The organism is Carnobacterium sp. 1290_CSPC (assembly GCF_001053265.1).
Lineage (GTDB): Bacteria > Bacillota > Bacilli > Lactobacillales > Aerococcaceae > Aerococcus > Aerococcus urinaeequi.
Genome location: NZ_JVVG01000116.1, coordinates 1 through 24,423, shown reverse-complemented (window position 1 = coordinate 24,423; position 24,423 = coordinate 1). Strand labels below are relative to the sequence as shown.

Annotated in this window: 22 protein-coding genes; 6 read left to right on the top strand and 16 right to left on the bottom strand. The window is 39.6% G+C overall.

Going from position 1 to position 24,423, the window contains the following annotated elements; all coding sequences use genetic code 11:
* Position 1: 1 nt before the first annotated feature.
* The 4 genes from ilvA to ilvB all read right to left on the bottom strand — a co-directional run bounded on the left by ilvA (position 2) and on the right by ilvB (position 4,327).
* Positions 2 to 1,261 (bottom strand): threonine ammonia-lyase IlvA, encoded by a 1,260-nt coding sequence (ilvA, locus tag AC973_RS09230; RefSeq protein WP_048729845.1) that lies wholly within the window; start codon positions 1,259 to 1,261, stop codon positions 2 to 4.
* A 39-nt stretch (positions 1,262 to 1,300) separates the two neighbouring features.
* Positions 1,301 to 2,311 carry a ketol-acid reductoisomerase gene (ilvC, locus tag AC973_RS09225; protein ID WP_048729843.1) on the bottom strand — a complete coding sequence of 337 codons (1,011 nt, stop codon included), beginning with the start codon at positions 2,309 to 2,311 and terminating at the stop codon, positions 1,301 to 1,303.
* Positions 2,312 to 2,375: 64 nt separating this feature from the next.
* Positions 2,376 to 2,630: an ACT domain-containing protein gene (locus tag AC973_RS09220; RefSeq protein ID WP_048729840.1), complete on the bottom strand. Its 255-nt coding sequence runs from the start codon at positions 2,628 to 2,630 to the stop codon at positions 2,376 to 2,378.
* Positions 2,627 to 4,327 (bottom strand): biosynthetic-type acetolactate synthase large subunit, encoded by a 1,701-nt coding sequence (gene ilvB, locus AC973_RS09215; RefSeq protein ID WP_225968982.1) that lies wholly within the window; start codon positions 4,325 to 4,327, stop codon positions 2,627 to 2,629. The genes AC973_RS09220 and ilvB overlap by 4 nt, the downstream gene beginning before the upstream one ends.
* 384 nt (positions 4,328 to 4,711) lie before the next feature.
* Between ilvB and AC973_RS09210 the strand changes: the two genes are divergently transcribed.
* Positions 4,712 to 5,509, top strand: coding sequence for an ABC transporter ATP-binding protein (locus AC973_RS09210; RefSeq protein ID WP_048729838.1), 798 nt, complete (start codon positions 4,712 to 4,714; stop codon positions 5,507 to 5,509).
* Positions 5,510 to 5,929: 420 nt separating this feature from the next.
* On the opposite strand, the gene istB is transcribed toward AC973_RS09210, so the two are convergent.
* The 11 genes from istB to AC973_RS09155 form a co-directional block, all read right to left on the bottom strand.
* Positions 5,930 to 6,655: an IS21-like element helper ATPase IstB gene (gene istB, locus AC973_RS09205; protein WP_048729835.1), complete on the bottom strand. Its 726-nt coding sequence runs from the start codon at positions 6,653 to 6,655 to the stop codon at positions 5,930 to 5,932.
* On the bottom strand, positions 6,652 to 8,067 hold the full coding sequence (istA, locus tag AC973_RS09200) for an IS21 family transposase (protein WP_225968981.1): 1,416 nt from the start codon (positions 8,065 to 8,067) through the stop codon (positions 6,652 to 6,654). The genes istB and istA overlap by 4 nt, the downstream gene beginning before the upstream one ends.
* Positions 8,068 to 8,222: 155 nt before the next feature.
* Positions 8,223 to 9,248 (bottom strand): serine hydrolase, encoded by a 1,026-nt coding sequence (locus tag AC973_RS09195; RefSeq protein ID WP_048729830.1) that lies wholly within the window; start codon positions 9,246 to 9,248, stop codon positions 8,223 to 8,225.
* Positions 9,249 to 9,450: 202 nt separating this feature from the next.
* A complete protein-coding gene (gene proS / locus AC973_RS09190; RefSeq protein WP_048729827.1) occupies positions 9,451 to 10,911 on the bottom strand; it encodes a proline--tRNA ligase in 1,461 nt (486 codons plus the stop codon).
* A 352-nt stretch (positions 10,912 to 11,263) separates the two neighbouring features.
* Positions 11,264 to 11,773 carry an acyl-CoA thioesterase gene (locus AC973_RS09185; protein WP_016897276.1) on the bottom strand — a complete coding sequence of 170 codons (510 nt, stop codon included), beginning with the start codon at positions 11,771 to 11,773 and terminating at the stop codon, positions 11,264 to 11,266.
* Positions 11,774 to 11,788: 15 nt separating this feature from the next.
* Positions 11,789 to 12,385 (bottom strand): ECF transporter S component, encoded by a 597-nt coding sequence (locus tag AC973_RS09180; RefSeq protein ID WP_048729824.1) that lies wholly within the window; start codon positions 12,383 to 12,385, stop codon positions 11,789 to 11,791.
* Between the two features lie 83 nt (positions 12,386 to 12,468).
* On the bottom strand, positions 12,469 to 13,110 hold the full coding sequence (locus tag AC973_RS09175; protein WP_048729822.1) for an NUDIX hydrolase: 642 nt from the start codon (positions 13,108 to 13,110) through the stop codon (positions 12,469 to 12,471).
* Between the two features lie 45 nt (positions 13,111 to 13,155).
* Entirely contained in the window at positions 13,156 to 13,809 is a 654-nt protein-coding gene (gene fsa, locus AC973_RS09170) for a fructose-6-phosphate aldolase (RefSeq protein WP_048729820.1), read from the bottom strand.
* Positions 13,810 to 13,874: 65 nt separating this feature from the next.
* Positions 13,875 to 15,869, bottom strand: a complete 1,995-nt coding sequence (tkt, locus tag AC973_RS09165; protein WP_048729818.1) for a transketolase — start codon at positions 15,867 to 15,869, stop codon at positions 13,875 to 13,877.
* Between the two features lie 127 nt (positions 15,870 to 15,996).
* Positions 15,997 to 16,803 (bottom strand): Cof-type HAD-IIB family hydrolase, encoded by an 807-nt coding sequence (locus tag AC973_RS09160; protein ID WP_048729816.1) that lies wholly within the window; start codon positions 16,801 to 16,803, stop codon positions 15,997 to 15,999.
* The gene (locus AC973_RS09155) at positions 16,804 to 18,144 is read right to left on the bottom strand and encodes an alpha-amylase family glycosyl hydrolase (RefSeq protein WP_048729813.1); all 1,341 of its coding nucleotides are present in this window, start codon (positions 18,142 to 18,144) and stop codon (positions 16,804 to 16,806) included. It lies immediately after the preceding gene.
* Between the two features lie 299 nt (positions 18,145 to 18,443).
* Here AC973_RS09155 and AC973_RS09150 point away from each other — a divergent pair, with 299 nt between their 5' ends.
* The 4 genes from AC973_RS09150 (at position 18,444) to AC973_RS09140 (ending at position 22,342) form a co-directional block, all read left to right on the top strand.
* Positions 18,444 to 19,907, top strand: coding sequence for an NCS2 family permease (locus tag AC973_RS09150; RefSeq protein ID WP_048729872.1), 1,464 nt, complete (start codon positions 18,444 to 18,446; stop codon positions 19,905 to 19,907).
* Positions 19,908 to 20,191: 284 nt separating this feature from the next.
* On the top strand, positions 20,192 to 21,316 hold the full coding sequence (gene lctO / locus AC973_RS09145) for an L-lactate oxidase (protein WP_048729811.1): 1,125 nt from the start codon (positions 20,192 to 20,194) through the stop codon (positions 21,314 to 21,316).
* Between the two features lie 205 nt (positions 21,317 to 21,521).
* On the top strand, positions 21,522 to 21,668 hold the full coding sequence (locus AC973_RS09980) for a hypothetical protein (protein WP_192829001.1): 147 nt from the start codon (positions 21,522 to 21,524) through the stop codon (positions 21,666 to 21,668).
* Between the two features lie 26 nt (positions 21,669 to 21,694).
* A complete protein-coding gene (locus AC973_RS09140; protein WP_048729809.1) occupies positions 21,695 to 22,342 on the top strand; it encodes a DsbA family oxidoreductase in 648 nt (215 codons plus the stop codon).
* Positions 22,343 to 22,428: 86 nt separating this feature from the next.
* Here AC973_RS09140 and AC973_RS09135 read toward each other — a convergent pair whose 3' ends face one another.
* Positions 22,429 to 23,220, bottom strand: a complete 792-nt coding sequence (locus AC973_RS09135; RefSeq protein ID WP_225968980.1) for a hypothetical protein — start codon at positions 23,218 to 23,220, stop codon at positions 22,429 to 22,431.
* Positions 23,221 to 23,414: 194 nt separating this feature from the next.
* Between AC973_RS09135 and AC973_RS09130 the strand changes: the two genes are divergently transcribed.
* Entirely contained in the window at positions 23,415 to 24,308 is an 894-nt protein-coding gene (locus AC973_RS09130; RefSeq protein ID WP_048729804.1) for a putative RNA methyltransferase, read from the top strand.
* Positions 24,309 to 24,423: the final 115 nt, after the last annotated feature.

Sequence of the window (24,423 nt, the reverse complement as noted above, 5' to 3'; positions counted from 1 at the left end):
ATTAGACTAAAAATTCATATAATGTCGGATTTTCAGATACCGAAATGTAATTGGCATCAAAATTCTTCAACCGGTCTAATAAACCGGGTAGGGTTTCGTAGTCACCCAATAGGATCCCAACAAGGGCTGGTCCATTTGACCGGGAAATTTTCTTGGTATATTCAAACTTAGCGATATCATCGTCGGGGCCTAAAACGTCCGTTACAAATTCTCTTAATGCGCCTGGTCTTTGCGGGAAATTCACTACAAAGTATTGTTTGGTTCCAGAATAGATCAAAGCTTTCTCCTCAATTTCCGCCATGCGGTTGATGTCGTTATTACCACCAGAAATGATGCAGACAACTGTTTTGCCAACAAGGTCTTCGGCCATATTATCTAGGGCAGATACGGTCAAGGCACCTGAAGGTTCGGCTACGATGGCTTGCTTGGTGTACAAGTCAATAATAGTCCCCGCAATCTTACCTTCTTCGACTGTTTCAATACGGTCGATATTGTCTTTCGCGTATTGGAAGGTGATGTCCCCTACCTTACCAACCGCTGTACCATCTGCGAATTTGTTCACTTTCGCAAGTGCTGTCGGCTGACCTTGGTCAAGGGCTAGTTTCATGGACGCTGCACCGGCTGGTTCAACGCCAACAATTTTGGTTTCAGGCATGGCTTCACGGACATATGCAGAAACACCAGAAATCAATCCACCCCCTCCGATAGGCACTAAGACATAGTCTGCAGTTTCCCCGTCGGCAGTTAGGCTTTGGTGGATTTCAACTGCTAGTGACCCTTGCCCAGCGATGACATTTTCATCATCGTAAGGTTCAATAAAGGTCATCTGGTTTTCAGCACCATATTCGTGCGCAGCTTGGCTACACTCATCGAAGGTATCTCCTTCAATGACAATATTCACATAGTCGCCACCAAAATATTTTACTTGGTTAATTTTTTGAGCGGGTGTCGTATTCGGCATATAAATCGTCGCCATTACTTGCTTTTCGTTACATGCAAAGGCTACCCCTTGGGCGTGGTTGCCGGCTGAGGCACAGATAACACCTTTAGCTAAATCATCTTCATTTAGTTCACTAATTGAATAGTAGGCACCTCTTAATTTAAATGAACGTACAACTTGTAAGTCCTCACGTTTCAAATAAATGTTGGCCTTATACTTCTCAGATAAATATTGATCGTATTGTAAAGGTGTCTGCTTGACGACCGACTGTAATTTTTTGTAGGCACTCAATACCTTCTCCTTATTGACGCTTTTGACCATGTAGTATCCCTCTTTCGTTTTGACCCTTTTTGTATAGCTTTAGTTGTTTGTGTCTACAGCATTCTCTTTAACGAACGGCATCATTTCGCGTAAGCGACCACCAACTCCTTCAATTTGGTGCCCTTGCTCTTTTTCACGCATTGCATAGAAGTCTTTAAAGCCGTTATCGTAATCATCTGTGAAACGTTTAGCGAATGAACCATCTTGGATATCATTTAAAACATCCTTCATACGTTCTTTCACATCCGGTGTAATTAAACGCGGTCCTGATACGTAGTCCCCATATTCAGCAGTATTTGAACATGATTTACGCATGTGGTCCATACCACCTTCATACAATAGGTCTACGATTAATTTCAATTCATGCATTACTTCAAAGTAAGCAATTTCTGGTTGGTAACCAGCTTCAACTAAAGTTTCAAAACCTGCTTGAATTAAATGCGTGGTCCCACCCATTAATACAGTTTGTTCACCGAATAAGTCAGATTCGGTTTCTTCACGGAAGTCTGTCTCGATGATTCCTACACGAGTTGCCCCGATACCATCAGCCCAAGACATGGCTAAGTCGCGCGCATTACCTGTTGCATCTTGATATACCGCAAATAATGACGGCACCGCTGAACCTTTCGTAAATTCACGGCGTACCAAGTGTCCGGGTCCCTTAGGCGCAACCATGAACACATCAATTGAAGGATCTGGTTGGATGTTTTTGAAGTGGATGTTGAAACCATGGGCGAAGGCTAAAGCATTTCCAGCTTCTAAGTTCGGCGCAATTTCATTGGCATAAGTATCTTTTTGAATTTCATCTGGTAATAAAATCATGATGATATCCGCTTTTTTCGTCGCTTCTGCAACTGAATATACATCAAATCCATCGTTACGCGCACGGTTTGCAGAGCTACCTTCGCGGATACCGATAATGACATTTTGGCCATTATCTCGTAAGTTTTGCGCATGCGCATGCCCTTGTGAACCATAGCCGACTACAGCGATTTGTTTACCTGATAATGCATTACTGGTCATATCTTTTTCGTAGTATACTTTTGCCATATTTTTTGCCTCCATATATGTTCTGTCGAGTGTTCTTGTATCAATTCTTTGAAAAATAGCTATCCTAGCCAAGCTCAGATGGGTCTAACAGTGTTGCACTCACCACATCCACTTGCTTCAATAATTGTCTGGTCAAAAGAGTCGCCGCTTCCAAATCTTGGAAATTAATCCCTATCGTAATATAGGAAATCGCCGGATTGTCCGTCCCTGCTAGGGTTAAAGTGTCAATGTTATAACGCGGTTTAAGGACAACTTGAGTCACCCGGTTTAAAACACCAGGCCTATTCACTACTTTTAATCGGATAAATTGAAAGATCATGACAAGCCCTCCATTTCATTATTTGCCTTACCAGATGGCACCATCGGGGTAACCCGTTCGTACTTATCAATCAAGACTTCTAATACATAAGCCCCGTCAAAAGCCAACATCTCATCTACCGCCGCCTGCATATCCGCTGGGTCCGTTACCTTAGCCGCCTTCACGCCTAAAGCTTCCGACAACTTCACGAAGTCTGGCAAGCTCGATCCAAATTCAGAATGTGAGTAACGGTCTGAATAGAAAGCATGTTGCCACTGATGCACCATCCCAAGCACCGTATTATTTAAAATAATAAATTTCGGTTGAATGCCATAATGTTGGATGATATTCAATTCCTGGTTGGTCATTTGGAATCCTCCGTCACCGATGATCCCTACAACAGGATGTTTCTCATCCGCCGCAAATGCCGCCCCAATCGTTGCCGGCACCCCGTATCCCATAGTACCCAGTCCACCTGACGTTAAGTTTTGGCCAGGGAATTGGTAAGGATAATACTGGGCAGCCCACATTTGGTGTTGGCCAACGTCGGTCACGATATAGGCCTGACCATCCGTCGCCTTCCCTAAGTAATCCAGTACCGCTTGTGGTCGAATCGCGTCTGTCATCTCAGGCACCCGAGTAGGATGTAAGGCTTGGTTAGCCGCTTGGTGAGCCAACCAGTCCGTCTTATCAGACCAGCCCGAGATAGCTCCTTGTAAAAGGGCCCCCAAAGCCGTTTTAGCATCTGCCAGTAAGGAAATATCTGGTTCCATAATCTTGCCAATCTCCGCTAAATCAATATCCACATGGATAATCTTGGCATCCGGCGCAAAATTGTCAGGATTAGAAGCCACCCGGTCGTCGAAACGGCTACCAATATTTAAGAGACAATCTGTCTCCATCAAGGCCATATTGGCTGCATACGTTCCGTGCATCCCTGCTAGCCCTAAGTTTAGGGGGTCATCACTAGCAAGTAAGCCAATCCCTAGTAGGGTATGGGTTGCCGGGATATTGTACTGATGAGCAAAGTCGCGTAGTTCTTGGTGGGCTTCAGATTTCACCACACCGTTCCCTACTAACAACAAAGGTTTTTCAGCTTGAAGCAAAGCTTCCTTAATCGCAGCTACCGCTCCCAAGTCTACCTCATGATCCATGTTGTAACCTGGTAAATCGAAGCTATCATCAATATCTTCTAAAGCTACTTCCTGCACGCCGATATCTTTCGGGATATCCACTAAGACAGGTCCTTTACGGCCGGAATTCGCTAAGTAGAAAGCTTCTTTGATGATACGTGGAATATCTTTAGCATCTTCAACTTGATAGGCATATTTCGTGATTGGCGTCATTAAAGAGACAACGTCGGTTTCCTGAAAGGCGTCTTTCCCAATACCAGATGTCGTAACCTGGCCCGAAATGACGACTAGAGGCACCGAATCCATCTGCGCTGTCGCCACCGCAGTGACAATATTTGTCGCTCCCGGTCCACTAGTTGTCACCGCTACACCCACTTGGCCAGCCACACGGGCGTAACCATCGGCCATGTGACCAGCACCTTGTTCATGACGAGCTAAGACGTGATTGACATTCTGGCGGAAAAATTCATCATATATATGTAAAGCTGCACCACCAGGATAGCCAAAAATAATCTCTGCACCTTGATCTCGCAAGGCATTGACGAGCAATTCCGTTCCTATGCTGATCTTCTTCGTTCTCTCCACATGAGCACCCCATTTCTTTAAAATTTCATTTCCTTGGTATTGAAAGCAATAAAAAAGGCATCCCACAAACAGTATGTGGGATGCCAAGTCCCACTCAACATCGAATAGGACTCAAATTAACAGTAGTTAATTCCAGTCCTACGTCACGATAATGACTACAATATTAAAATTCGCTGCTTTGAACGATTTCATAATGAGTGAAACTCCTCTCGTCTTTTTTAATGATTCAATAACGAAATTATACTGAGAACTCTTTAACTTGTCAATGGTTATTTTTAATTGTTTTCTCATTTATATATCTGTGATTCGCCATATTGACTTTCTTTCTTGGTATGATAAGTTTAATTTAATAGAATATTCGACTACATTCAGAAAGGATACGCCATGACATCAACCACAGAAAAAACCATCATCGAACTCGACAATGTCTGCTTCAACCGCCAAGATAAGGCCATATTAAAAAACATCCAATGGACCATCAACCAGGGGCAACACTGGGCCCTACTTGGTTTGAATGGGTCTGGTAAGTCGTCCATCATCAACATTCTAACCGGCTATCATTTTCCCTCTAGCGGTCAGGTGAGGGTCCTTGACCAGTTATTTGGCGTATCCTCAATCCCTGACCTACAAAGAAGAATCGGTATAGTTTCTGCTTGGATCAACCAAGAAATCCCAAGCCACTTATCTGTATTAGACACCATTATTTCGGGTAAATTTGCCAGTCTAGGCCTTTATCAAAAAGTAACGGATTCTTTAATCCAGGAAGCTGAAGACCTCTTAGAAACCTTTAATTTCGCCGCATTTAGGAATCGCAGAATGGCGACCCTATCTCAAGGTGAACGACAAACCGTTTTGATCTTACGGGCCTTAATGACACAACCTGAATTATTAATCTTAGATGAACCAACTAGTGGACTAGATTTATTTGCCCGAGAAAGTCTCTTAGCCATGCTGGACAAATTGGCCAAAGAAAAACCAGAAGTCACCCAATTAATGGTGACCCACCATACTGAGGAAATTATCCCACTTTATCAAAAAATTTGTTTATTAAAAGATGGGGAAATTTTTGCCAAAGGTGATCGGCCCTTGATGCTAGACCCTGATAGACTGCATGATTTCTACGGCCAGCCAGTACTTTTACGTCCCTTTAAAAAAGGCCGCATCTTGGTAATGCCAAAATAATTTATACAAGAACTTTCAAGTCTTCGGCATGGCTTTCACTCTCATTGCTTTTAAGAGAAGATGCTAGGAAATATTTTGCCTCGGCTATACCTTACTTTCAATATTTCCCCATTCACATGTAAAATAATTCCTTCAAAGAGGCTGATGACTAAAATCATCAGTCTTTCTTGACGTACCTAAACTACCTATGCTGTATTGCACGATATCGTTATTCAAATTCACGGTACTCAAAAAGCCGCGATAGTCTATCGCGGCTTTGAAAGGTATATATATAATTATTTGAGTATTTGACGGAATGAATATCACCCAAATTAAGACAATAGGATTAGAGACGTATATGAAGTTGTGTTTTGCAATAGAGAAGTACATAGTTTTGCAACGAAAAATACACAATGTTGCCACCCAATAGTTTCCGTTTAATTATTCTGTTTTTGATAAAGCATTTTTCAATCGATAACTTTCACCTGTAAAGGTTAATATATGTGCATGATGAATAAGACGATCCACTAGCGCCGAGGTTAGGCGCGGATCAATAAATACCTTGTTCCAACTGCTAAACTCTAAATTGGAAGTAATGATGATACTTTTAGTTTCATACCAATCACTAATTAATTGAAAAAGTAATTCTGAACCATTTTTATTAAATGGAACATAGCCCATTTCGTCTAAGATAATCAGTTGAACTCGGTTAAACTTCTTTTTGAAACGTTCTAATTGATTTTCTTTCCATGCTTTCTCTAATTCGATGACAAGATCACTCACACGCCAAAATCGCGTTTCAATTCCTTCATGACAAGCTTTATACCCCAATGCAGTTGCTAAGTGTGTCTTTCCGGTACCTGGGGCACCAATACACACTACATTCTGGCGAGATTGAATAAAATCTAAAGAGGTTAGCTGCTCTTTCGTATCTTTATCTTGTACAAGTATTTGGTTGTGCCATTCAAACATTTCAAGGGTTTTGTGACTTGAAAATTTCGCTTGTTTAATTAAACGCTGGATTCGTCGTTCTTCTTTAGCCTCAACCTCACGAATTAATAACTCAAGTAACCATTCTTCTTTATTTGAAACTTCAACTGAATCAATTAAACTAGGTATACGACTTAGTCGTAATTCTCTACAAACGGATTCTAAAGTATGGTTCATACACTCACCTCATTGGTACTAGGTTTCACCAAGGCATCATAGCCTTGCCAGTTCACATCACTGATACTCTCTTCATTTTCTTCAGTGACGAGCTCATAGAACCGCTCGTTTAATTCAATCATCGTGTGAGTGACAAGTAAGTCCAATAATCGATCAATTCTTTGATAAAGTAAGCGCAGATTATCGATTCCCAAATAGGCTTGAATCCGACCGGGAAGATATTTCCAGTAACGAGAATAAGAAATCTTAGACAAACGTTGTCTCCAATCCTTGAGGATTGTGTACCAATCAATCGCTCGTTTTCGGTATAAATACGGTCGGAAATCTTCTTGTATGATTTCACCATTTTGAGTCACAATTCGATATTTATCCCACGTCAGATAAGCGTATAGATTCCCATGACGCCATGAGTTGTGGATATGTATTAAAGCATTATCCAATTTTATTTCATTTAATTTATTAGCACGTACGATAACCTCTTTGAATACGGGATAATCTTCATCCGGTAATGCTAGACAAACCTGTTTTTCCTCTTGCCAAAGTGATTCAATCGTTTGTTTTTTTTCATAATGTTTTTCTTGGCGCTTCTCAATCATTTTTTTCTCTAACTCGTGATTTAATGAAGTGAAGTCTTTCATTATTGGTGTTTCCGAGAAGAAATTATACCTTACATAACCAACTTTATTTTCTACACTTCCTTTTTCATGACCACTCGCAGGATTACAAACCTGTACTTGAAAACCATAATGTATCGCAAACTGTTGGAATTCGTCGGTTAATATCGGATCTTCAAATTTTGATTTTGGTTTGACAACGGCAGTTGTCATATTATCAATTCGAATTTTCCGAGGCACACAGCCCATTTGAGTAAAAATCTGTTTCATCCCAGTCAATAAGCATTCCTGATTTTCACTGGGTAGAGCTACGGCGAATCCAGAATTACTATAAGGAGTGCTGAGTATTAGTGCTTTTACGTCCTTAAAAGATCCTTCATGTTCAACTTCCATCGTTCCAAAATCGAGTTGTGCTTCAGCCGGTGGGTGTTCTAAACGCTCATAGCCCGTAGCTGGTATATCATTATGGTGTGTACTTTTCCATTCTTGTACGTAATTACAAACTGTGCGATAAGACCCAGGAAAACTTAGTTCCTTTAGAAATTTGAAATAATTTTTATTTGTTCTTCTCTTTTTCTTAGGAAGACGATAGTCTTCTTCTAACCACAAGGAGACGATGTCTCCCCATTCTTCATCGTACATCATCCCTGATTTTTTCGTACTCTTTTCTCCAGGGAGGATGGCATTATCGGCATACTTTTTAGCAGTACGCCAATTAATATCTAATGTATTAGCAATTTCATTAATTGATTTATCGTGATTATTCCGTAGATTTTTGATAGTATTAATATCGGTCATTGTTAGCATCCTTTTCTACCTCCAAGTTAAGCGTCGTAACTTAAACTTTAGAGGATTATTGGGAGGCTAACAAGGCCTTTTTTTATTGCTAGGCTATGTACTTTTTCGTTGCAATCTTCTGTACTTTTATATTGCCATAAACAGAAGTCTAAGATCTATTCGTAGTTTGCACGGTAGTATTGGTTAACACGCAGGTTTAAGTTTTCCAAGAAGCCTGTACCATCTGTTAGGCCATCTGTTAAAGCAACTAGGCTATATTGAGCTTCGTCGTTTTCATAGTAGATACCACCGTCATTTAAGGCAGTGCCGTAGTTACCATATTTATTCGCCATCAAACTGCTGTTCACGTATGTTGTAAATAAGCGGTCTGGTGAAGTATTCAATAGATAATCCACAAGTGGTTGATAGGCACCATCCGTTGCTAATAAATCATAGTAAGCTGATAGCAGTTCAGCAGAAGCAACGTTGTCGCTATAGAATGCCTCATCAATTGCGACATCCACACTACTAGCAATGCTTGTTTTATATGTTTCTGATCCGTAAAGTTCATTATAGTATCTAATCAACATATTCGTTGCTGTATTATCTGAATACATCAAGGCGTTAGCGATTAAATCTTCGATAGTATAGGCTGCTTGACCTGTGCCGCTAGCAACTGCTGCGGTAATGGTACCGTCACCCTCTTCATAGTCTGCGTATGTATAGGTAACCTCTGTATCCCAGTCAACATAGCCTTCTTCAATCGCATCTACATACATTTCCGCTAGCGGTAACTTAATCGTAGAAGCGGCAGTTTGGAAGGTACTTTCGTTAATTGTGTAGCTTTCGTCAGTTTTAAAGTTGGTATATTGTAGCGAAACTTGGCTTTCATCTACCCCAAATTCTGCCATTGTCACTTCAATCAATTCATCCATTGAGGCGTATTGACTAGTATCGATTAGTTCAATACCTGACGCTTGCATCAAATCCAGGTTGTATACTTCTTCATCACTTAAGGTTAATGGGGTGCTACCTGAAGATTCACTTGCAGTAGATTCGTCTACTGTCGCTGTTAATGAATCGCTTGATTCACCCTCATCATTATATTTAAATATAGCAATTAATACTGCTATTAAAGCCACTCCTAGAACGAAGAAGGGCACTAGCGGTTTAATACTAGATTTTTTTCTGCTTTTCGACATGCATTACTCCTTATTCATTTTTAATATTCTATGGTCCTCATCCCATGCATATGAATTTTACCAAGAAAATATGATAATACTGTGACAATTTCCCACTTATTGTGAATGAATGATGTTTTATATTTTAAGAGTATGTTAATTCTATGCCTAGCTCTCATATAAAACAAGACAAGATGGTTATCCTGTCTCGTTATGGTAGTTATTAATAAGCGCGTGCATACCACACAGTGTATTTAGCAGGTTTACCAGAATATAGGTCAACTGTTTTTTCTACTGGTGGGTTGAATGGGATATTACGTGAAGTGAATCCTGTGGCTTCTTTGATGGCTGCTTCTGATTCATCAGTACCATCCCAACCAGCTAAAATCCAACCTGGACGTTCGCCATTTTCTTCACAAGCTGCTAAGTGAGCAGTCAATTGATCCATTGTATCAATATCAAAATGTTCATTCTCAGCACGGAAAGCTACCGCTTTATCGTAAAGACGTTGGTGCATTTCATCAAAACGGTTATTAATTTCAGCTACTATGTCTTGATCTAGTGAAAATGCCTCTTTACCATCAACATCGCGCATTTTAATCATGACTTGGTTGTTTTCCATATCACGTGGACCAAATTCAATTCTTAATGGTACACCATGTACTTCAGACTCATTGTATTTGTAACCTGGTGAGTTGTTTGAATCATCAAGGTTTACGCGTAAGCCCGCTGCTGATAAAGTGGCCTTGATTTCTTGTAATTTCTCAAGTACTTGTGGATTTTTCTTGATGTTCCCAACAGGAATTAGAGAAACTTGGGTACCGGCAACGCGTGGCGGTAAGACCAATCCTTGTTCGTCACCGTGGATCATGATCATGGCACCGATTAAACGGGTTGATGAACCCCAAGATGTTGTATGTACGTATGTATGTTGGTTGTCTTCATTCAAGAATTTAATATCAAAAGCTTCTGCAAAGTTTTGACCTAAATAGTGAGAAGTTCCCGCTTGAATTGCTTTTGTATCTTTTGTCATCGCTTCAATCGAGAAGGTATCTACCGCACCAGCAAAGCGTTCTGATGGTGTTTTTTGTCCCTCATAAACTGGCATTGCAAATACTTCTTTTACTAGGTCAGTATAGTAGTGCAACATTTTCATCGTACGTTCGCGTGCTTCTTCTTCAGTTGCATGCGCTGTGTGACCTTCTTGCCACAAGAATTCTGATGTACGGATAAATGGTAATGTCCGTTTTTCCCAACGGAAGACGTTAGCCCATTGGTTTAATTCCATTGGTAGGTCACGGTATGAATTAATCCAGTCAGACATAGCGTTTCCGAATAAAGTTTCAGAAGTTGGACGTAATGCCAATGGCTCTTCTAATTTTTCTTCACCTGCTTCAGTTACCCATGGCAATTCAGGCGCGAAACCTTCTACGTGGTCAGCCTCTTTTTCAAAGAAGTGTTTTGGAATTAACATTGGGAAGTAGGCGTTACGAATATCTTCCTTCTTCAACATTTCGTTAAAGGCATCTTTATATGATTCCCATAATAAAAAGCCATCTGGTTTAAAAATCATTGTCCCACGGGCAGGACCGTAATCCATTAAATCACCCTGTTGAATTGCTTGTAAATACCATTTTGAAAAATCTGTTTGTTGTAAGTTTTCTGTTGCTTCTTGCTTCGCCATTTTCATACTCCTTTTAAAAAAATATTCCTTCAACCAAAAAGAGCATCCCATCCATAAAGGACGAAATGCTCGCGGTGCCACCTTTTTTAGTCAGAGATACAAAAGGTCTCCAACTCTCTCAAAGACGATAACGGCGCCACCGTGCCTTTTTCAAGGCGATTTTTATAAGTAGTAGGTTCATGTAGTCAGTGGGGATATGCTTACACCTGATCATATCTCGCTTAATCCTTAACAACATTACTAGTCTACAAATCGTTTGTTTATTCGCTTAGCTTACAGCCTATATTTTGCTTGATTAGCTAGTAAAAGTCAATATCTCTAGTCTTTTTCCCATGAGAAAAGACTAGTTTCATTAATCAAGCAAGTCAACTGTTAAATGACTAACCAATTCTTTCGTTAAGATTCGTTTTTGGGCATGACCTGATTTTCGGCCTTCATAACCGTTACATAAGTAGACTTCTTCATCTGTATGTGCAACAACTTCCGGTAAATGATAGTCAGGGTCTACATAGTCTTTCAAGACTACATAGGTTAGAAAAGCCGTTGCAGCTAGATAACGCTCACCGGTATGTTTCTCACCAATGACCTTGGCAAAAATTTCCATCGAACGTTTACCTGCTCCCGTTACATAGGTTTCAACATGGGCAATATCGCCTTCTGGCAAAGGCGCTATGAAATGAATATCGTCCATATTAGCAGTCATTGTACCATATGGCGTCAACCGACCTGCGGATACAGAAGCCACATTATCCATGATATATAATATTTGGCCACCATATAAATTCTTATAAAAATTGGTTTGATTAGGCATAATTCGATGTGATTGTACTGCCTTAGTTCGTTTACAAGTTACTTGTGTCATAAATCTGACCTCCATTTAATCATTCATTCCGGACCTTTTAAGTGATTTACTTAAAGGTAAGGATAGAATAGGCGTTATAATCCCTGAAGTGACAGCTTCTAATAACCCATTACCGCCAATGGTAACTAAGAATGTAGCAATTAAAGCAGATGTTGGGATATTTAGCGCATTCGCATAAGCTTCTGCTGAAAATAGGTAAATCGCACCTAAAACAGTAACTGTATTCACTATAGAGCCGGTAACACCTGTAATGATAAATTTTGTTCTATCTTTCACCTTACCATCAAGGTATATAGCAATCCATCCTGAAATAAAGCCCACTAGCATCCGCGGAATAACAGATACTAAGGGGTTTAAGAAAACTACTGACATGATATCGGGCACAATTGCTGCCTTGATCATCCGCAAAATACCCCAAGAAGCACCGAGGATAAGTCCAGTTTGTGGCCCAAATAAACTAGCACCGATAATAACTGTTACATGAATAATTGTTGCCTGGACTGGTCCAATCGGGATATAGCCTATTCCAGGAACAAAAGTTTGAATAATTAAAATCGCCAACATCAAACTAATCACAGTTAATCTGGCGGTCCGTTCTTTTTGATGATCCATAATAAACCTCAATATCTAAATTTATAATATATGTGGCGTTATCATACCACGAATCCGCCCAACAATAAAAGGCTAACATTGAGCTAGCCTTCCTTGTCATCCTGATTAAATGAAAGATGTTTACCCTTCAGTATATCCACGAAACGGGCAGTTAATTTAGCAGTCATTCCCCATAAATGTTCCCCTTGAATATTGTAAAAAAGAATTCCCCGTTGTTCAGATCGACTAAAATTATATTGTTTCCCACCTGGAATTAGGTTAAAGGGGAAATCATCCGCCACTTGCTGGTGGTGGGCTACATAATGGACGTCAGGCGCCATGGTCTTCAACTCACGCAGAGGGATGGTAAAAACATGGTCCACTTCATACTTGTTGAGGGTCAAATCATCCAAACTTTCAATGGCTAATTCACCCACATAACAACCGATAATTCGTTTGCCCATGACAATATAATCCATTTCACCAACCACGTCGATCTTATCAGGGCTTACCCCCAACTCCTCCATCGTTTCACGGACCGCGGCTTGCTCAAACCCTTCGCCCGCTTCTACCCGACCACCAGGAAAAGCGGCATCCCCAGCTTGGGAAATGCCGTTTGCCCTGTGTTCGAATAAAATATGCCATTCCCCGTCCAATTTGGCTAGAGGGATTAAGACGGCATATGCTTTTTCAACGTCGAGAGGGCGTGGTTCGTAGGTTTGAAAGATACGTCTAACCTCATCCATCACAATCGCCCTTCCTTCAATTGATGTTGATCTTTTGATAATAAATTATTTGTCGCGGTTTTGGTAAGCTTCCCAGTCAGCTGTAAAGCCTTCGATACCTTTGTCAGTTAAGACGTGACCCCATAATTTAGGGAATAGGCTACCTGGAATAGTACCAATGTGAGCGCCCGCTAAAGCAGAACCTTCAAAGTGGGCAATGTGACGGATAGATGCCGCAATAATTTCAGCTTCGTAACCGTAGATATCTAATACTTCACGTAATTCAGCAATTAATTTCAAGCCGTCTTGACCTAAGTCATCGATACGACCGATAAATGGTGAAATGTAAGTTGCACCAGCTTTAGCCGCCATTAATCCTTGAGAAACAGAGAAGATTAATGTGACATTTGTTTTAATGCCTTCTTTAGAAAGTGTGTTTACAGCCTTTAAACCAGCTTCAGTCATTGGAATTTTAACAACAACGTTGTCAGCCCATTTAGCGATTGCATGTGCTTCTTCAACCATTTCTTCGTAGGTTAAACCAGTAACCTCAGCAGAAACTGGACCATCAATTGTACCAGCGATGTCTTTGATTACTTCTTCAAAATCGCGTCCTTCTTTAGCTACTAGAGATGGGTTAGTGGTTACACCGTCAACTAAACCCAAGTCATTAATTCGTTTAATTTCATCAATGTTTGCAGTATCTAAGAAAAATTTCATTTTTTCAAAAGCCTCCTGTTGGCTAATTCATGACTGACGTAGTGACAAAGGTGGTAGCTGACGAATTAGTCAGCTAAACCTTTATAAGTATTGGCAACATTTTCAGCTGTAAAGCCGTATTCTTCTTGAATTACGGCACCTTTACCTGAAGCACCAAAACGGTCGATACCAACGATTGCACCGTTTAAGCCAGTGTATTTAGCCCATCCGAATGAAGAACCCATTTCAACAGCTACACGTTTAGTGATTGCTTTTGGCAATACAGACTCTTTGTAAGCTTCGTCTTGTGCATTGAAGATTTCTTGAGACGGCATAGATACAACAGATACGTTGATGCCTTCTTCAGCTAATTGCGTTTGCGCTTCAATCGCTAAGCTCACTTCAGAACCAGTCGCGATTAAGATACCTTCTTGTTCGCCAGCAGCTGGTGAAATTACGTAAGCACCTTTACGAACGCCTTCTTCAGCGTTTTCTTTAGTCCCTTCAATAACTGGTAAGTCTTGACGAGATAAGACTAACATTGTTGGTGTTTCTTCTGATTCTAAAGCTAATTTCCAAGCCACACCTACTTCGTTTCCGTCTGCAGGACGAACAACATTTACGTTGTGCATTGCACGGAATGAAGCTAATTGTTCAACTGGTTCATGTGTTGGACCATCTTCACCAACACCAATTGAGTCATGGGTAAATACATAAGTCACTGGTAATTTAGAGATTGCCGCTAAACGAACTGCTGGACGTAAGTAGTCAGAGAATACGAAGAATGTACTTGCGTATGTTTTAGAACCACCGTGTAAAGCAATACCGTTCATAGCTGCAGCCATTGCAAATTCACGCACACCATACCAAATGTTACGGCCTTGGTATGAACCTGCTTGGAATTCTTCGTCTGCATCGTTCATTGTGTTGTTAGATGAAGATAAGTCAGCTGACCCACCCCAGAATTCTGGTAAAGCTTTACCAATTTCTTGAATAGCTGCTTGAGAAGTTTTACGGCTAGCTGCTGCTTGGCCAACTTCGTATACAGGAATATTTGCTTCCCAACCTTCAGGTAATTTACCAGCATAAGCGCGCTCGTATTGGGCTGCTAATTCTGGATAAGCTGCTTTATAGTCAGCGAATAATTGGTTCCAAGCTTCTTCTTCGGACTGGCCACGAGACGCAACAACTTCATTGAAACGGTCGTAAACTTCTTGAGGAATATCGAATGCATCGTAGTCCCAACCAAATTTTTTCTTAGCGAAAGTAGAACCTTCAGCACCTAATGGCGCACCATGAACACCAGAAGTACCTTGTTTTTCAGCACCGAAACCAATAATTGTTTTAATTTCAATCAATGTTGGTTGATCAGTGTTGGCTTTAGCTTGTTCAATTGCAGTGTTAATGGCATCTAAGTCGTTACCATCTTTCACTAAAATGTGTTCCCAGCCGTAAGCTTTGAAACGATCACCAACATTTTCAGTAAAGGCTTTAGAAGTAGGACCATCTAATGAAATGTCGTTTGAATCGTATAAAGCGATTAATTTGTTCAGTTTTAAATGACCAGCTAAAGATGCCGCTTCTTGCGTCACACCTTCCATCAAGTCACCGTCACCAACTAGGGTGTAAGTAAAATGATCCACAACGTTAAAACCGTCTTTATTGTAAACAGCAGCGTCATGCGCTTCTGCCATTGCCATACCTACTGCATTAGCAAAACCTTGACCTAATGGACCTGTTGTTGCTTCTACACCGTCAGTTTCGTGTACCTCTGGATGTCCAGGGGTTTTCGAACCGAATTGACGGAAGTTTTTCGTATCTTCTAAAGATACATCAAATCCTGATAAGTGAAGTAAGCTATAAAGCATTGCAGAACCATGTCCAGCCGATAATACAAATCGGTCGCGGTTAGTCCACTTACTGTGTTGTGGGTTTTGACGTAGGTGTTTTGACCATAGGGCATATGCCATTGGTGCAGCACCTAAAGGTAAACCTGGGTGTCCAGAATTCGCCTTATCCACCATATCTGTGCTTAAAGCACGAATAGCGTTTGTTGCTAAAATATCCGTGTTGTCAAACATTCATTTCACTCCTTAAAATCTGTTCAATTTCTCATTTAAAGCTGACAGCTTGTCATACTAACAGTATAACAAAAAATCTCTAAAATCACTATTTATAGGCGTTAGAACTTACTGGTCACGCAAAATTTTATTCTGCGACGAACACCAGTTTTTCTAATGCTTTTGCAATCCCTTCATCATCATTGCTTGCTGTAACGTATTGCGAATTGTCCTTCAAGTCGTCAATTGCGTTACCCATAGCCACACCACAACCAGCCCATTTAATCATGGATAAATCATTCGCTTGGTCACCAAAGGCCATTGTTTCACTTTGATCAATCCCTAAACTTTCTGCTAACTTAGCTAAAGCTTCTCCTTTATCAACGCCTTTTGGCATAATTTCTAAGAAGAATGGCTCAGATTTCATAATCGAGTATTTTTCGTACAATTCAGGGTCCAATGTTGCGATAAAGGCGTCTAACTTCCCAGGTTCAGCCGTAATCATGACTTTTGGTGCCGTAATTTCACCATCATAGAAATCGACCGTTCTGATTGGCATTTCATTTAAAGTAGATTCAACTTCTACGTATTGGTCTTTTGGTTCATCTTGAACAAGCACATATTCATCGTCATGGGCATGCACATCTAAATCATATTCCTTAGCCAAGTCAACCCAACTTTGTAATTCATCGTTGGTTAAGGCATGTGAAAAGACGGTACGATCAGTTGCTACTTCTTTTACTAAGCCACCATTAAAACAAGAAACAAATGGTACGATTTCACGGCCAACTAAATCTGCATTTAATAGTACGCCTTTATAAGGTCGACCCGATGAGATAACTACATGGATACCCGCATCATGCAATTTATGAAGCGCTTCTTTGGTCGCTTGAGATACCTCTTTTTTCGAATTTACTAAAGTCCCATCAATATCAAATGCAATTAATTTATACATCTATGCATTTCCTCCATCTTTTTTAAAATATTCTGGCAGCCTCATATCACCTTCATATGAAATGACAACTGGCTTATCCCCAAACGTTACACGACCATTCACAACCTGATAACTAGCTTTAGAAATTTCATCTTTATATTCTCCATCAGGTATGCCCAATTCAATTTCAGCAACTTGTTCTTCTTCTTTCAATTTGAAAATACCAAACAAATGCTGTGTGTAATAATGGTAAGAAAGTACCACTGTTGAGTCTCCAGCAGGCATAGTCGTATAATAGCCACTCTTACATACTTCCCGTTTCTTAATTTGTGACATACGATTAATCAACGGGGTTAAATCTTGATTAATAGCCCAGTTGATCGTTTCACCGCTTTGGAAGTTAAATCGTTCTTTTGATCCATACTCCTGTCCCATAAATACGCTGGCTATCCCTTTTTGGAAAAAGGAAAAAGCTGTCCAATTTTCTAGTTCACTACCTGGTTTAACACATTTTGCAAAGCGTGGGAATTCCTCAAATTCTAAAGAACGCATACTTACGTATGTATTTGGCAACATCAACTCTTGGTAATTTAAGGTACCAACAAAGTCTTCCAAGGACAAATCTCCATGATAAAAACGATTTTTATAGAAGGAACCTGGAATTTGATCAACTACGTCAAAGTTAGGATATAATTCCCCTTCTGTCCAATAAGGCATATTCATTTGTTGTAACTTCGTTAGGATTGATAAAGGCATGGTCGCAGCCACCCAATAGAAATATGGATGAACATCTTCCACTTCAGCCCGTGCTGACGCCCAAAATTCAGGACGAACCAGTTGGGCATGGTTTGCCGCAAAGCCATCCACAAATTTAGCCCAATATTTTAGATTTTCAATGATGTAATCCCATAATTTAGGGTTGGTATAGTCTAAATCGTATGAACTATCATAGATGTCCAATCGAGAAATCATTTCGCCCTGTTCATTATGTAAGAAATATTCAGGATGTTCTTTAACTAACTCCGAATCCTTTGCCAAATGGAATAATTGTAGGTTTAACATCACTTGCATACCCATCTCATGGATACTGTCCACTAATTCTTGAAAATCATCTAGGCTCCCATACTGCTGGGAAACCTCAGAGATATTTTTCACAATCATTGGATTACCTTCCAAATTATCGGCAACCCTCAAGTCAGTAGTTGGAAAGATAGACTGCAGTAAAATAATGTCTACGCCCAAATCTTTCAAACGTTGAAGCTCTGGAATAATTGATTTGAAAGTCCCTTCCTTTGTAAAATTGCGAACAAATAACTTATACAACGTTTTGTGACGTAACGTTAAATTCGTTACTTTAGCCATGGCTGACCTCCTATATTAACTGCGACTCTTTTTGCTATCTTCATTCTAGCATACGTGCATCAAATTACTCACCATAATCATCCTTATCACTAGTAAAAATGATTTTATTAGTTTAACAACCTGTAAAAGGCTTTTTTTGCCCGTGAATAAGCGGAATTTATACATAAAAAGGTTTTTGCGAACGATTGAAAAATAAATTAACTAAATATTCGTGTTTAGTATTGATTTTTACTCTCGAGTCTTTATAATGATAGAAGTAGTTAATTAAATTCATAAAAGGAGCAAGAAAAGTGAAAAAAATAGAGGAATTTTTCCAATTGAAGGAAAATGGGTCAAACTTTTCAACTGAATTGATTGCCGGTTTATCAACCTTCTTTGCAATGAGTTACATTATTTTTGTAAACCCAGCAATTTTATCTCAAACAGGTATGCCTTACCAAGGAGTATTCTTAGCGACCATCATTTCATCAGCTTTAGCGACATTATTTATCGGATTATTTGCTAACGTACCTTACGCATTGGCACCAGGTATGGGATTAAATGCTTTCTTTACTTATACAGTAGTTTTCTCACTAGGCTTTACTTGGCAAGAAGCATTAGCAATGGTATTTATCTGTGGTTTATTCAACATCTTCATCACAGTAACTAAATTCCGTCAATTAATTATTAAAGCAATTCCAGACTCATTACAACATGCAATTGGTGCTGGTGTTGGTTTATTCGTTGCTTACATTGGTGTTAAAAATGCCGGTTTCATCAACTTTACAACTGAAGCAGCAAACATCACAGCTGTTAACGGTCAACCATTTGATGCCACTCAATCTGTATTCGAAGGCGGTCTAGCGACAATCAACTCTACTGGGTCAACACTACCAGAAATTTCTACTTTTACAGACCAAACTTCATTGTTAGCACTATTCGGCCTAATCCTAACCATCATTTTATTATTGAAAAATGTAAAAGGTGCGATCTTAATTGGTATCATCGCGGTTTCAACTATCTACGTTATTTTAAACCCTGCTGCTTTAGCCACTGTGAACTTCGACCAATCTGGTTTAGGCGCTGCCTTCCAAGACTTGGGTGTTACTTTCGGAGCAGCCTTTGGTAAAGAAGGATTACTATCACTTTTCGCTGATCCATCCCGTTACCCATTAGTAATCATGACAATCTTTGCTTTCTCTTTATCTGATGTATTCGATACAATTGGTACCTTCATTGGAACAGGTCGCGCTTCGGGTATCTTTACTAAAGAAGACATTGATAATATGGATCAATCAAGCGTCATGAACACTAAATTAGATAAAGCACTTTTTGGTGACGTTGTTGGTACCTCATTAGGTGCGGTCTTCGGTACTTCAAATACAACTGTATATGCTGAATCTACTGTAGGTATTTCATTAGGTGGCCGTACAGGTTTAACATCTGTATTTGTTGCTATTGCTTTCTTCTTATGTGCTTTCATCTCACCTTTCGTTGGTTTAGTGCCAAGTGCTGCAACTGCACCAGCCTTGATTATCGTTGGTATTATGATGATGTCAGCTATTCGTGAGATTGATTGGACTAGCTTAGAGGTTGCAATTCCTGCCTTCTTTGCTTCAGTATTCATGGCTTATGCTTACTCAATCTCATATGGTATTGCAGCAGGATTCATCACTTACTGCATCGTGAAAGTAGCACTAGGGAAAACAAAAGAAATTCATCCAATCTTATGGGCTGCATCATTCTTGTTCTTAGCTAATTTTATCATCTTGGCCATGATCTAAATCACTAAACTAATATTATTAGCTATACCTAAAGACCAGGTTCTCTGGTCTTTTTTCTTGCTTTTTAGAAACATTTTTGTATTCTTTTTTCATTCAGCCTACTACAAAATTACTTTGAATACTTATAAAAACGCAACAATTCAAGGGTTTTTAAGAATACTTTGCAGAAGTTGATTTTAAAACGATTTATAAACCATTCCCTTTTGATATAATAAGCGCTAAAATAGGAATGTTGATAGATTTGTCTTGCTATATTTATTCTACATTTAGGAGGAAAGAACATAATGAATAACATTGACATTGAATATAATGCACCTAGTGAAATTAAGTACATTGATGTTGTCAATACTTACGACTTAGAAGAAGAAGCAAGTAAAGTGGTACCACATGGTGGTTTTAACTATATTGCCGGTGCATCTGGTGATGAGTGGACTAAACGTGCTAATGACCGTGCTTGGAAACATAAGTTACTATACCCACGTCTAGCGCAAGATGTTGAAGCGCCTGATACAAGTACTGAAATTTTAGGTCATAAAATTAAAGCCCCATTCATCATGGCCCCAATTGCTGCACATGGTTTAGCCCATGCTACTAAAGAAGCTGGTACTGCACGTGCAGTTTCAGAATTTGGTACAATCATGTCCATCTCAGCTTATTCTGGTGCAACATTTGAAGAAATTTCTGAAGGCTTAAATGGCGGACCTCGTTGGTTCCAAATCTACATGGCTAAAGATGACCAACAAAACCGTGATATCTTAGACGAAGCTAAATCTGATGGTGCAACTGCTATCATCCTTACAGCTGACTCAACTGTTTCTGGAAACCGTGACCGTGATGTGAAGAATAAATTCGTTTATCCTTTTGGTATGCCAATCGTTCAACGTTACTTACGTGGTACAGCAGAAGGTATGTCATTAAACAATATCTACGGTTCTTCAAAACAAAAAATCTCACCAAGAGATATTGAGGAAATCGCCGCTCATTCTGGATTACCAGTATTCGTTAAAGGTATTCAACACCCAGAAGATGCAGATATGGCAATCAAAGCTGGTGCATCAGGTATCTGGGTATCTAACCACGGAGCTCGTCAATTATATGAGGCTCCAGGTTCATTTGACACCCTTCCAGCTATTGCAGAACGTGTAAACAAACGTGTACCTATCGTCTTTGATTCAGGTGTACGTCGTGGTGAACACGTTGCCAAAGCTTTAGCTTCAGGTGCAGACGTTGTTGCTTTAGGTCGCCCAGTCTTATTTGGTTTAGCTTTAGGTGGCTGGCAAGGTGCTTACTCAGTACTTGACTACTTCCAAAAAGATTTAACACGTGTAATGCAATTAACAGGTTCACAAAATGTGGAAGACTTGAAGGGTCTAGATTTGTTCGATAACCCACACGGTTATGAATACTAGATTTTAGCAGTAATTTATATATAAGATTAGGTCAAAGGAAATGTAGACATTTTCTTTGACCTTTTTGTTATCGCTAATAAAGGCGAATATTTAAGCACCTGTCCCAGTATTAGCATCCCCTTCACCTTAGATCTTAGACTTTGCATTCCTTAACAGACACACTTATAATACTTACTATAAGTAAATTGTAGAGAGGAGCGTTACCATGGGTATCGAAAACCGGAAATCTACTGAGTTAGAAGACTTATTTGCCTCTATCGTTAATATTGACGGTGATGGAGATGGCGATAAGGAAAAAGATAATCAAGAAAAGGATACAAAAAATGAACAAACAACCAAAGATCACAAATAATCAATTATAAGGAGCGATCTACCTTCATGGAAATTACTATTTGGTCTGACTTTGTATGTCCCTTCTGTTACATTGGACAAACACACTTGGAACGCGCAATGGATAACTTTGCCCACGCAGATGAAATTACAATTCAACACAAGTCCTTCGAATTAATGCCTGGTGCAAAATATAATCCAAACAAAAACTTCTATGAAGCTTTTGCAGATTTAAAAGATACAACTGTTGAACAGGCAGAGCAAATGAATAATCAAGTCACACAAATGGCTGCAGCCACTGGCTTAAACTTCAACTTTTCTGATATGAAAATGGCAGACACCATGCCTGCACATCGTGTATTCCAATATGCGAAAACACAAGGCAAAGATGACGAATATTTTAAAGCATTCTATACAGCTTATTTCGAAGATGGCGCTTTAATCAGCGATGAAGAAACAATCGTTGCGCTGTCTGAGTCAGTCGGATTAGATGGAGACAAGGTCCACGAAATTCTAGCCAGTGAAAATCAATTCCAAGCTGAAGTTACTGCTGATATCTTCCGCGCAGGTGAAGTTGGCGTTCAAGGTGTCCCTTTCTTTGTATTTAATAATAAATACGCGGTACAAGGTGCCCAACCTGTAGAAGTATTCCAACAAGTTTTAGACCAAGTATACACAGAAGAACAAGAAGCATAATACAACCTTAATGCCCGCAGCTTATTAGCGGGTATTTTTTTGTAAAAGAAAAAGGCTAGGACAACTGGACCCTAGCCAATAATTACTTATATTTGTGAATTTGTATCTAATGGATATACAGGTGTTCGTTCATTGATTTGCCAATGGAGAACGATAAAGGTCGCAATCCAAACAGCTGCAATATCCAAGCCTAAACGAGCTAGTAAGTCAAAAATGCCGACATCATACCGTAGATACATCATGGCATAATTGGCTACTGCAATCCAAGCAAAGAACTGTAGGGCAAACTGATTGGTTTTGCCAATATGGTTTTGCCGGATGATATAGCGTTGTATTGCACCAAAAGATAAGCCAATTGAAAGTCCCATAATACCGGACCAAAGAATAGCTACTGGTAACTGCCCATCATCCGCTCCATAAATATCTAGGCCTAGATAAGCCACTAGCCTCATGATCGCAAAAACTAGTATGTAAACACGTAGGCCTCTAGTATAGAAAAAAGGTTTTGGCTTATACATTAACCGTTGGCGAGCCATTAACCGGTAAATCAACTGACCTTGTATCATGAAAATCAAAATCGCTTTAACCGGATTAATCATCCAGTCCGTCTCCACTAAATGGGGCATGGGTTCGGCTCGGTAAACTAAGAAAATCAATAACTCTGAAATAACATAAAGCATTACCTTAGTTCCTTTGGTTCCTGGCAAGCGAAAATCGACTAGATAGTAAGCATAAGTCATGAATGTATAAATCAAAAAATAAATTATAAATAAAGTTGGATAATAAATCCCTTGTTGAACCGCTATACCATCTCCAAGAATTGCTTGAAAACTTGGATTTGGGAACCACATCTCTAACATCACATGCAACAGGCTCATAACACTCGCTATAAATGCGCTATATAGCCATCTTTTATTTCTATTTCGCATATTCCCTCACTTCTCAAACCATTATGAATAGCTAGCATGAAAAAAAGACAGCTAGCATTAAACACATGAATCATCGTTAATAAGTCTATTCTAACATGCTATAATAAAAGTGAGAACTATGACAAATTCAAAAAAGGTGACCTATGGAATCAAAACGAACACAAGCAATTCAAAAATTTAATTACTGGACAACGCACATGACCTGCCCTATCTGCAAAAGCAATCTTTCTTTTAGTCATAATCAAGTCCGTTGCGATCACAATCACAGCTTTGACATCGCTAAACAAGGTTACATTAACCTTGCACCTAATCACCAAGAAGCACACTACAACAGCGACCTATTCACTGCTCGCCAACGAATCATGCAAGACGCAAATCTATACGCTGACGTTTACCAACAAATCTTAGAACTGTTAATTGAAAAAGGGGTAGACTTGACGCAAGTTAGCAACCTAATTGACTTAGGCACTGGAGAAGGTAGTCACCTCAATCAGCTAGCACAAACTTGGCAGGTACATGTGGGCAACAATCAAGATCAAATGCCACAATTCCTAGGCTTAGACTTAGCTAAAGATGGTATCCTTTCTGCTGCCAAACACTATACCAAAGCCCTTTGGGTGGTTGCTGATTTAAGTCAATTACCATTTAAAGATGGACAAGTAGAGGGTACGATTACCATCCTTTCACCCTCTAACTACGCTGAACTAAACCGAGCACTTTCAGAACAAGGTTGGGCCCTAAAAATTGTACCCGGCCCTAACTATTTAAAAGAATTACGGAAAATCATTCTACCAGTGGATGAACAAAAACACGACTCTTCTGCGTCCATTGCTAAATTTAAAGCAGCCTTCAATGACTTTGGTCAAAGCCACTACCAACAATATCGACCATTAAATAAAGAGCAGATACGCGATTTAATTCAAATGACACCGTTAATGTGGCATGCCAACGAAAGTCAAATGACAGAAGCTATGGCATTAGATGGTATTACTATTGACTTACAAATTCTATTTGGACGCAAAAAGGAAAAGGATTAACCCTTTTCCTTTTTTTAATCTATCTCGCTGATAATCAACCTAGACGTTTATTCTTGGTTCTATAATAAATAGTGTTGGTGAGATTCAATTGAGTCTCATCGGCACTATTTTTGTG

What these genes read in the sequence shown, in the direction of transcription:
- AC973_RS09210 (WP_048729838.1), top strand. Translation starts at nt 4,712, where the DNA reads ATGACATCAACCACAGAAAAAACCATCATCGAACTCGACAATGTCTGC.
- istA (WP_225968981.1), bottom strand. Translation starts at nt 8,067, where the DNA reads ATGACCGATATTAATACTATCAAAAATCTACGGAATAATCACGATAAA.
- AC973_RS09980 (WP_192829001.1), top strand. Translation starts at nt 21,522, where the DNA reads ATGGGTATCGAAAACCGGAAATCTACTGAGTTAGAAGACTTATTTGCC.
- AC973_RS09195 (WP_048729830.1), bottom strand. Translation starts at nt 9,248, where the DNA reads ATGTCGAAAAGCAGAAAAAAATCTAGTATTAAACCGCTAGTGCCCTTC.
- AC973_RS09160 (WP_048729816.1), bottom strand. Translation starts at nt 16,803, where the DNA reads ATGTATAAATTAATTGCATTTGATATTGATGGGACTTTAGTAAATTCG.
- AC973_RS09180 (WP_048729824.1), bottom strand. Translation starts at nt 12,385, where the DNA reads ATGGATCATCAAAAAGAACGGACCGCCAGATTAACTGTGATTAGTTTG.
- lctO (WP_048729811.1), top strand. Translation starts at nt 20,192, where the DNA reads ATGAATAACATTGACATTGAATATAATGCACCTAGTGAAATTAAGTAC.
- AC973_RS09140 (WP_048729809.1), top strand. Translation starts at nt 21,695, where the DNA reads ATGGAAATTACTATTTGGTCTGACTTTGTATGTCCCTTCTGTTACATT.
- tkt (WP_048729818.1), bottom strand. Translation starts at nt 15,869, where the DNA reads ATGTTTGACAACACGGATATTTTAGCAACAAACGCTATTCGTGCTTTA.
- AC973_RS09135 (WP_225968980.1), bottom strand. Translation starts at nt 23,220, where the DNA reads ATGAGCCTGTTGCATGTGATGTTAGAGATGTGGTTCCCAAATCCAAGT.
- AC973_RS09175 (WP_048729822.1), bottom strand. Translation starts at nt 13,110, where the DNA reads ATGGATGAGGTTAGACGTATCTTTCAAACCTACGAACCACGCCCTCTC.
- ilvA (WP_048729845.1), bottom strand. Translation starts at nt 1,261, where the DNA reads ATGGTCAAAAGCGTCAATAAGGAGAAGGTATTGAGTGCCTACAAAAAA.
- ilvC (WP_048729843.1), bottom strand. Translation starts at nt 2,311, where the DNA reads ATGGCAAAAGTATACTACGAAAAAGATATGACCAGTAATGCATTATCA.
- fsa (WP_048729820.1), bottom strand. Translation starts at nt 13,809, where the DNA reads ATGAAATTTTTCTTAGATACTGCAAACATTGATGAAATTAAACGAATT.
- proS (WP_048729827.1), bottom strand. Translation starts at nt 10,911, where the DNA reads ATGGCGAAGCAAGAAGCAACAGAAAACTTACAACAAACAGATTTTTCA.
- AC973_RS09155 (WP_048729813.1), bottom strand. Translation starts at nt 18,144, where the DNA reads ATGGCTAAAGTAACGAATTTAACGTTACGTCACAAAACGTTGTATAAG.
- istB (WP_048729835.1), bottom strand. Translation starts at nt 6,655, where the DNA reads ATGAACCATACTTTAGAATCCGTTTGTAGAGAATTACGACTAAGTCGT.
- AC973_RS09220 (WP_048729840.1), bottom strand. Translation starts at nt 2,630, where the DNA reads ATGATCTTTCAATTTATCCGATTAAAAGTAGTGAATAGGCCTGGTGTT.
- AC973_RS09130 (WP_048729804.1), top strand. Translation starts at nt 23,415, where the DNA reads ATGGAATCAAAACGAACACAAGCAATTCAAAAATTTAATTACTGGACA.
- AC973_RS09185 (WP_016897276.1), bottom strand. Translation starts at nt 11,773, where the DNA reads ATGACACAAGTAACTTGTAAACGAACTAAGGCAGTACAATCACATCGA.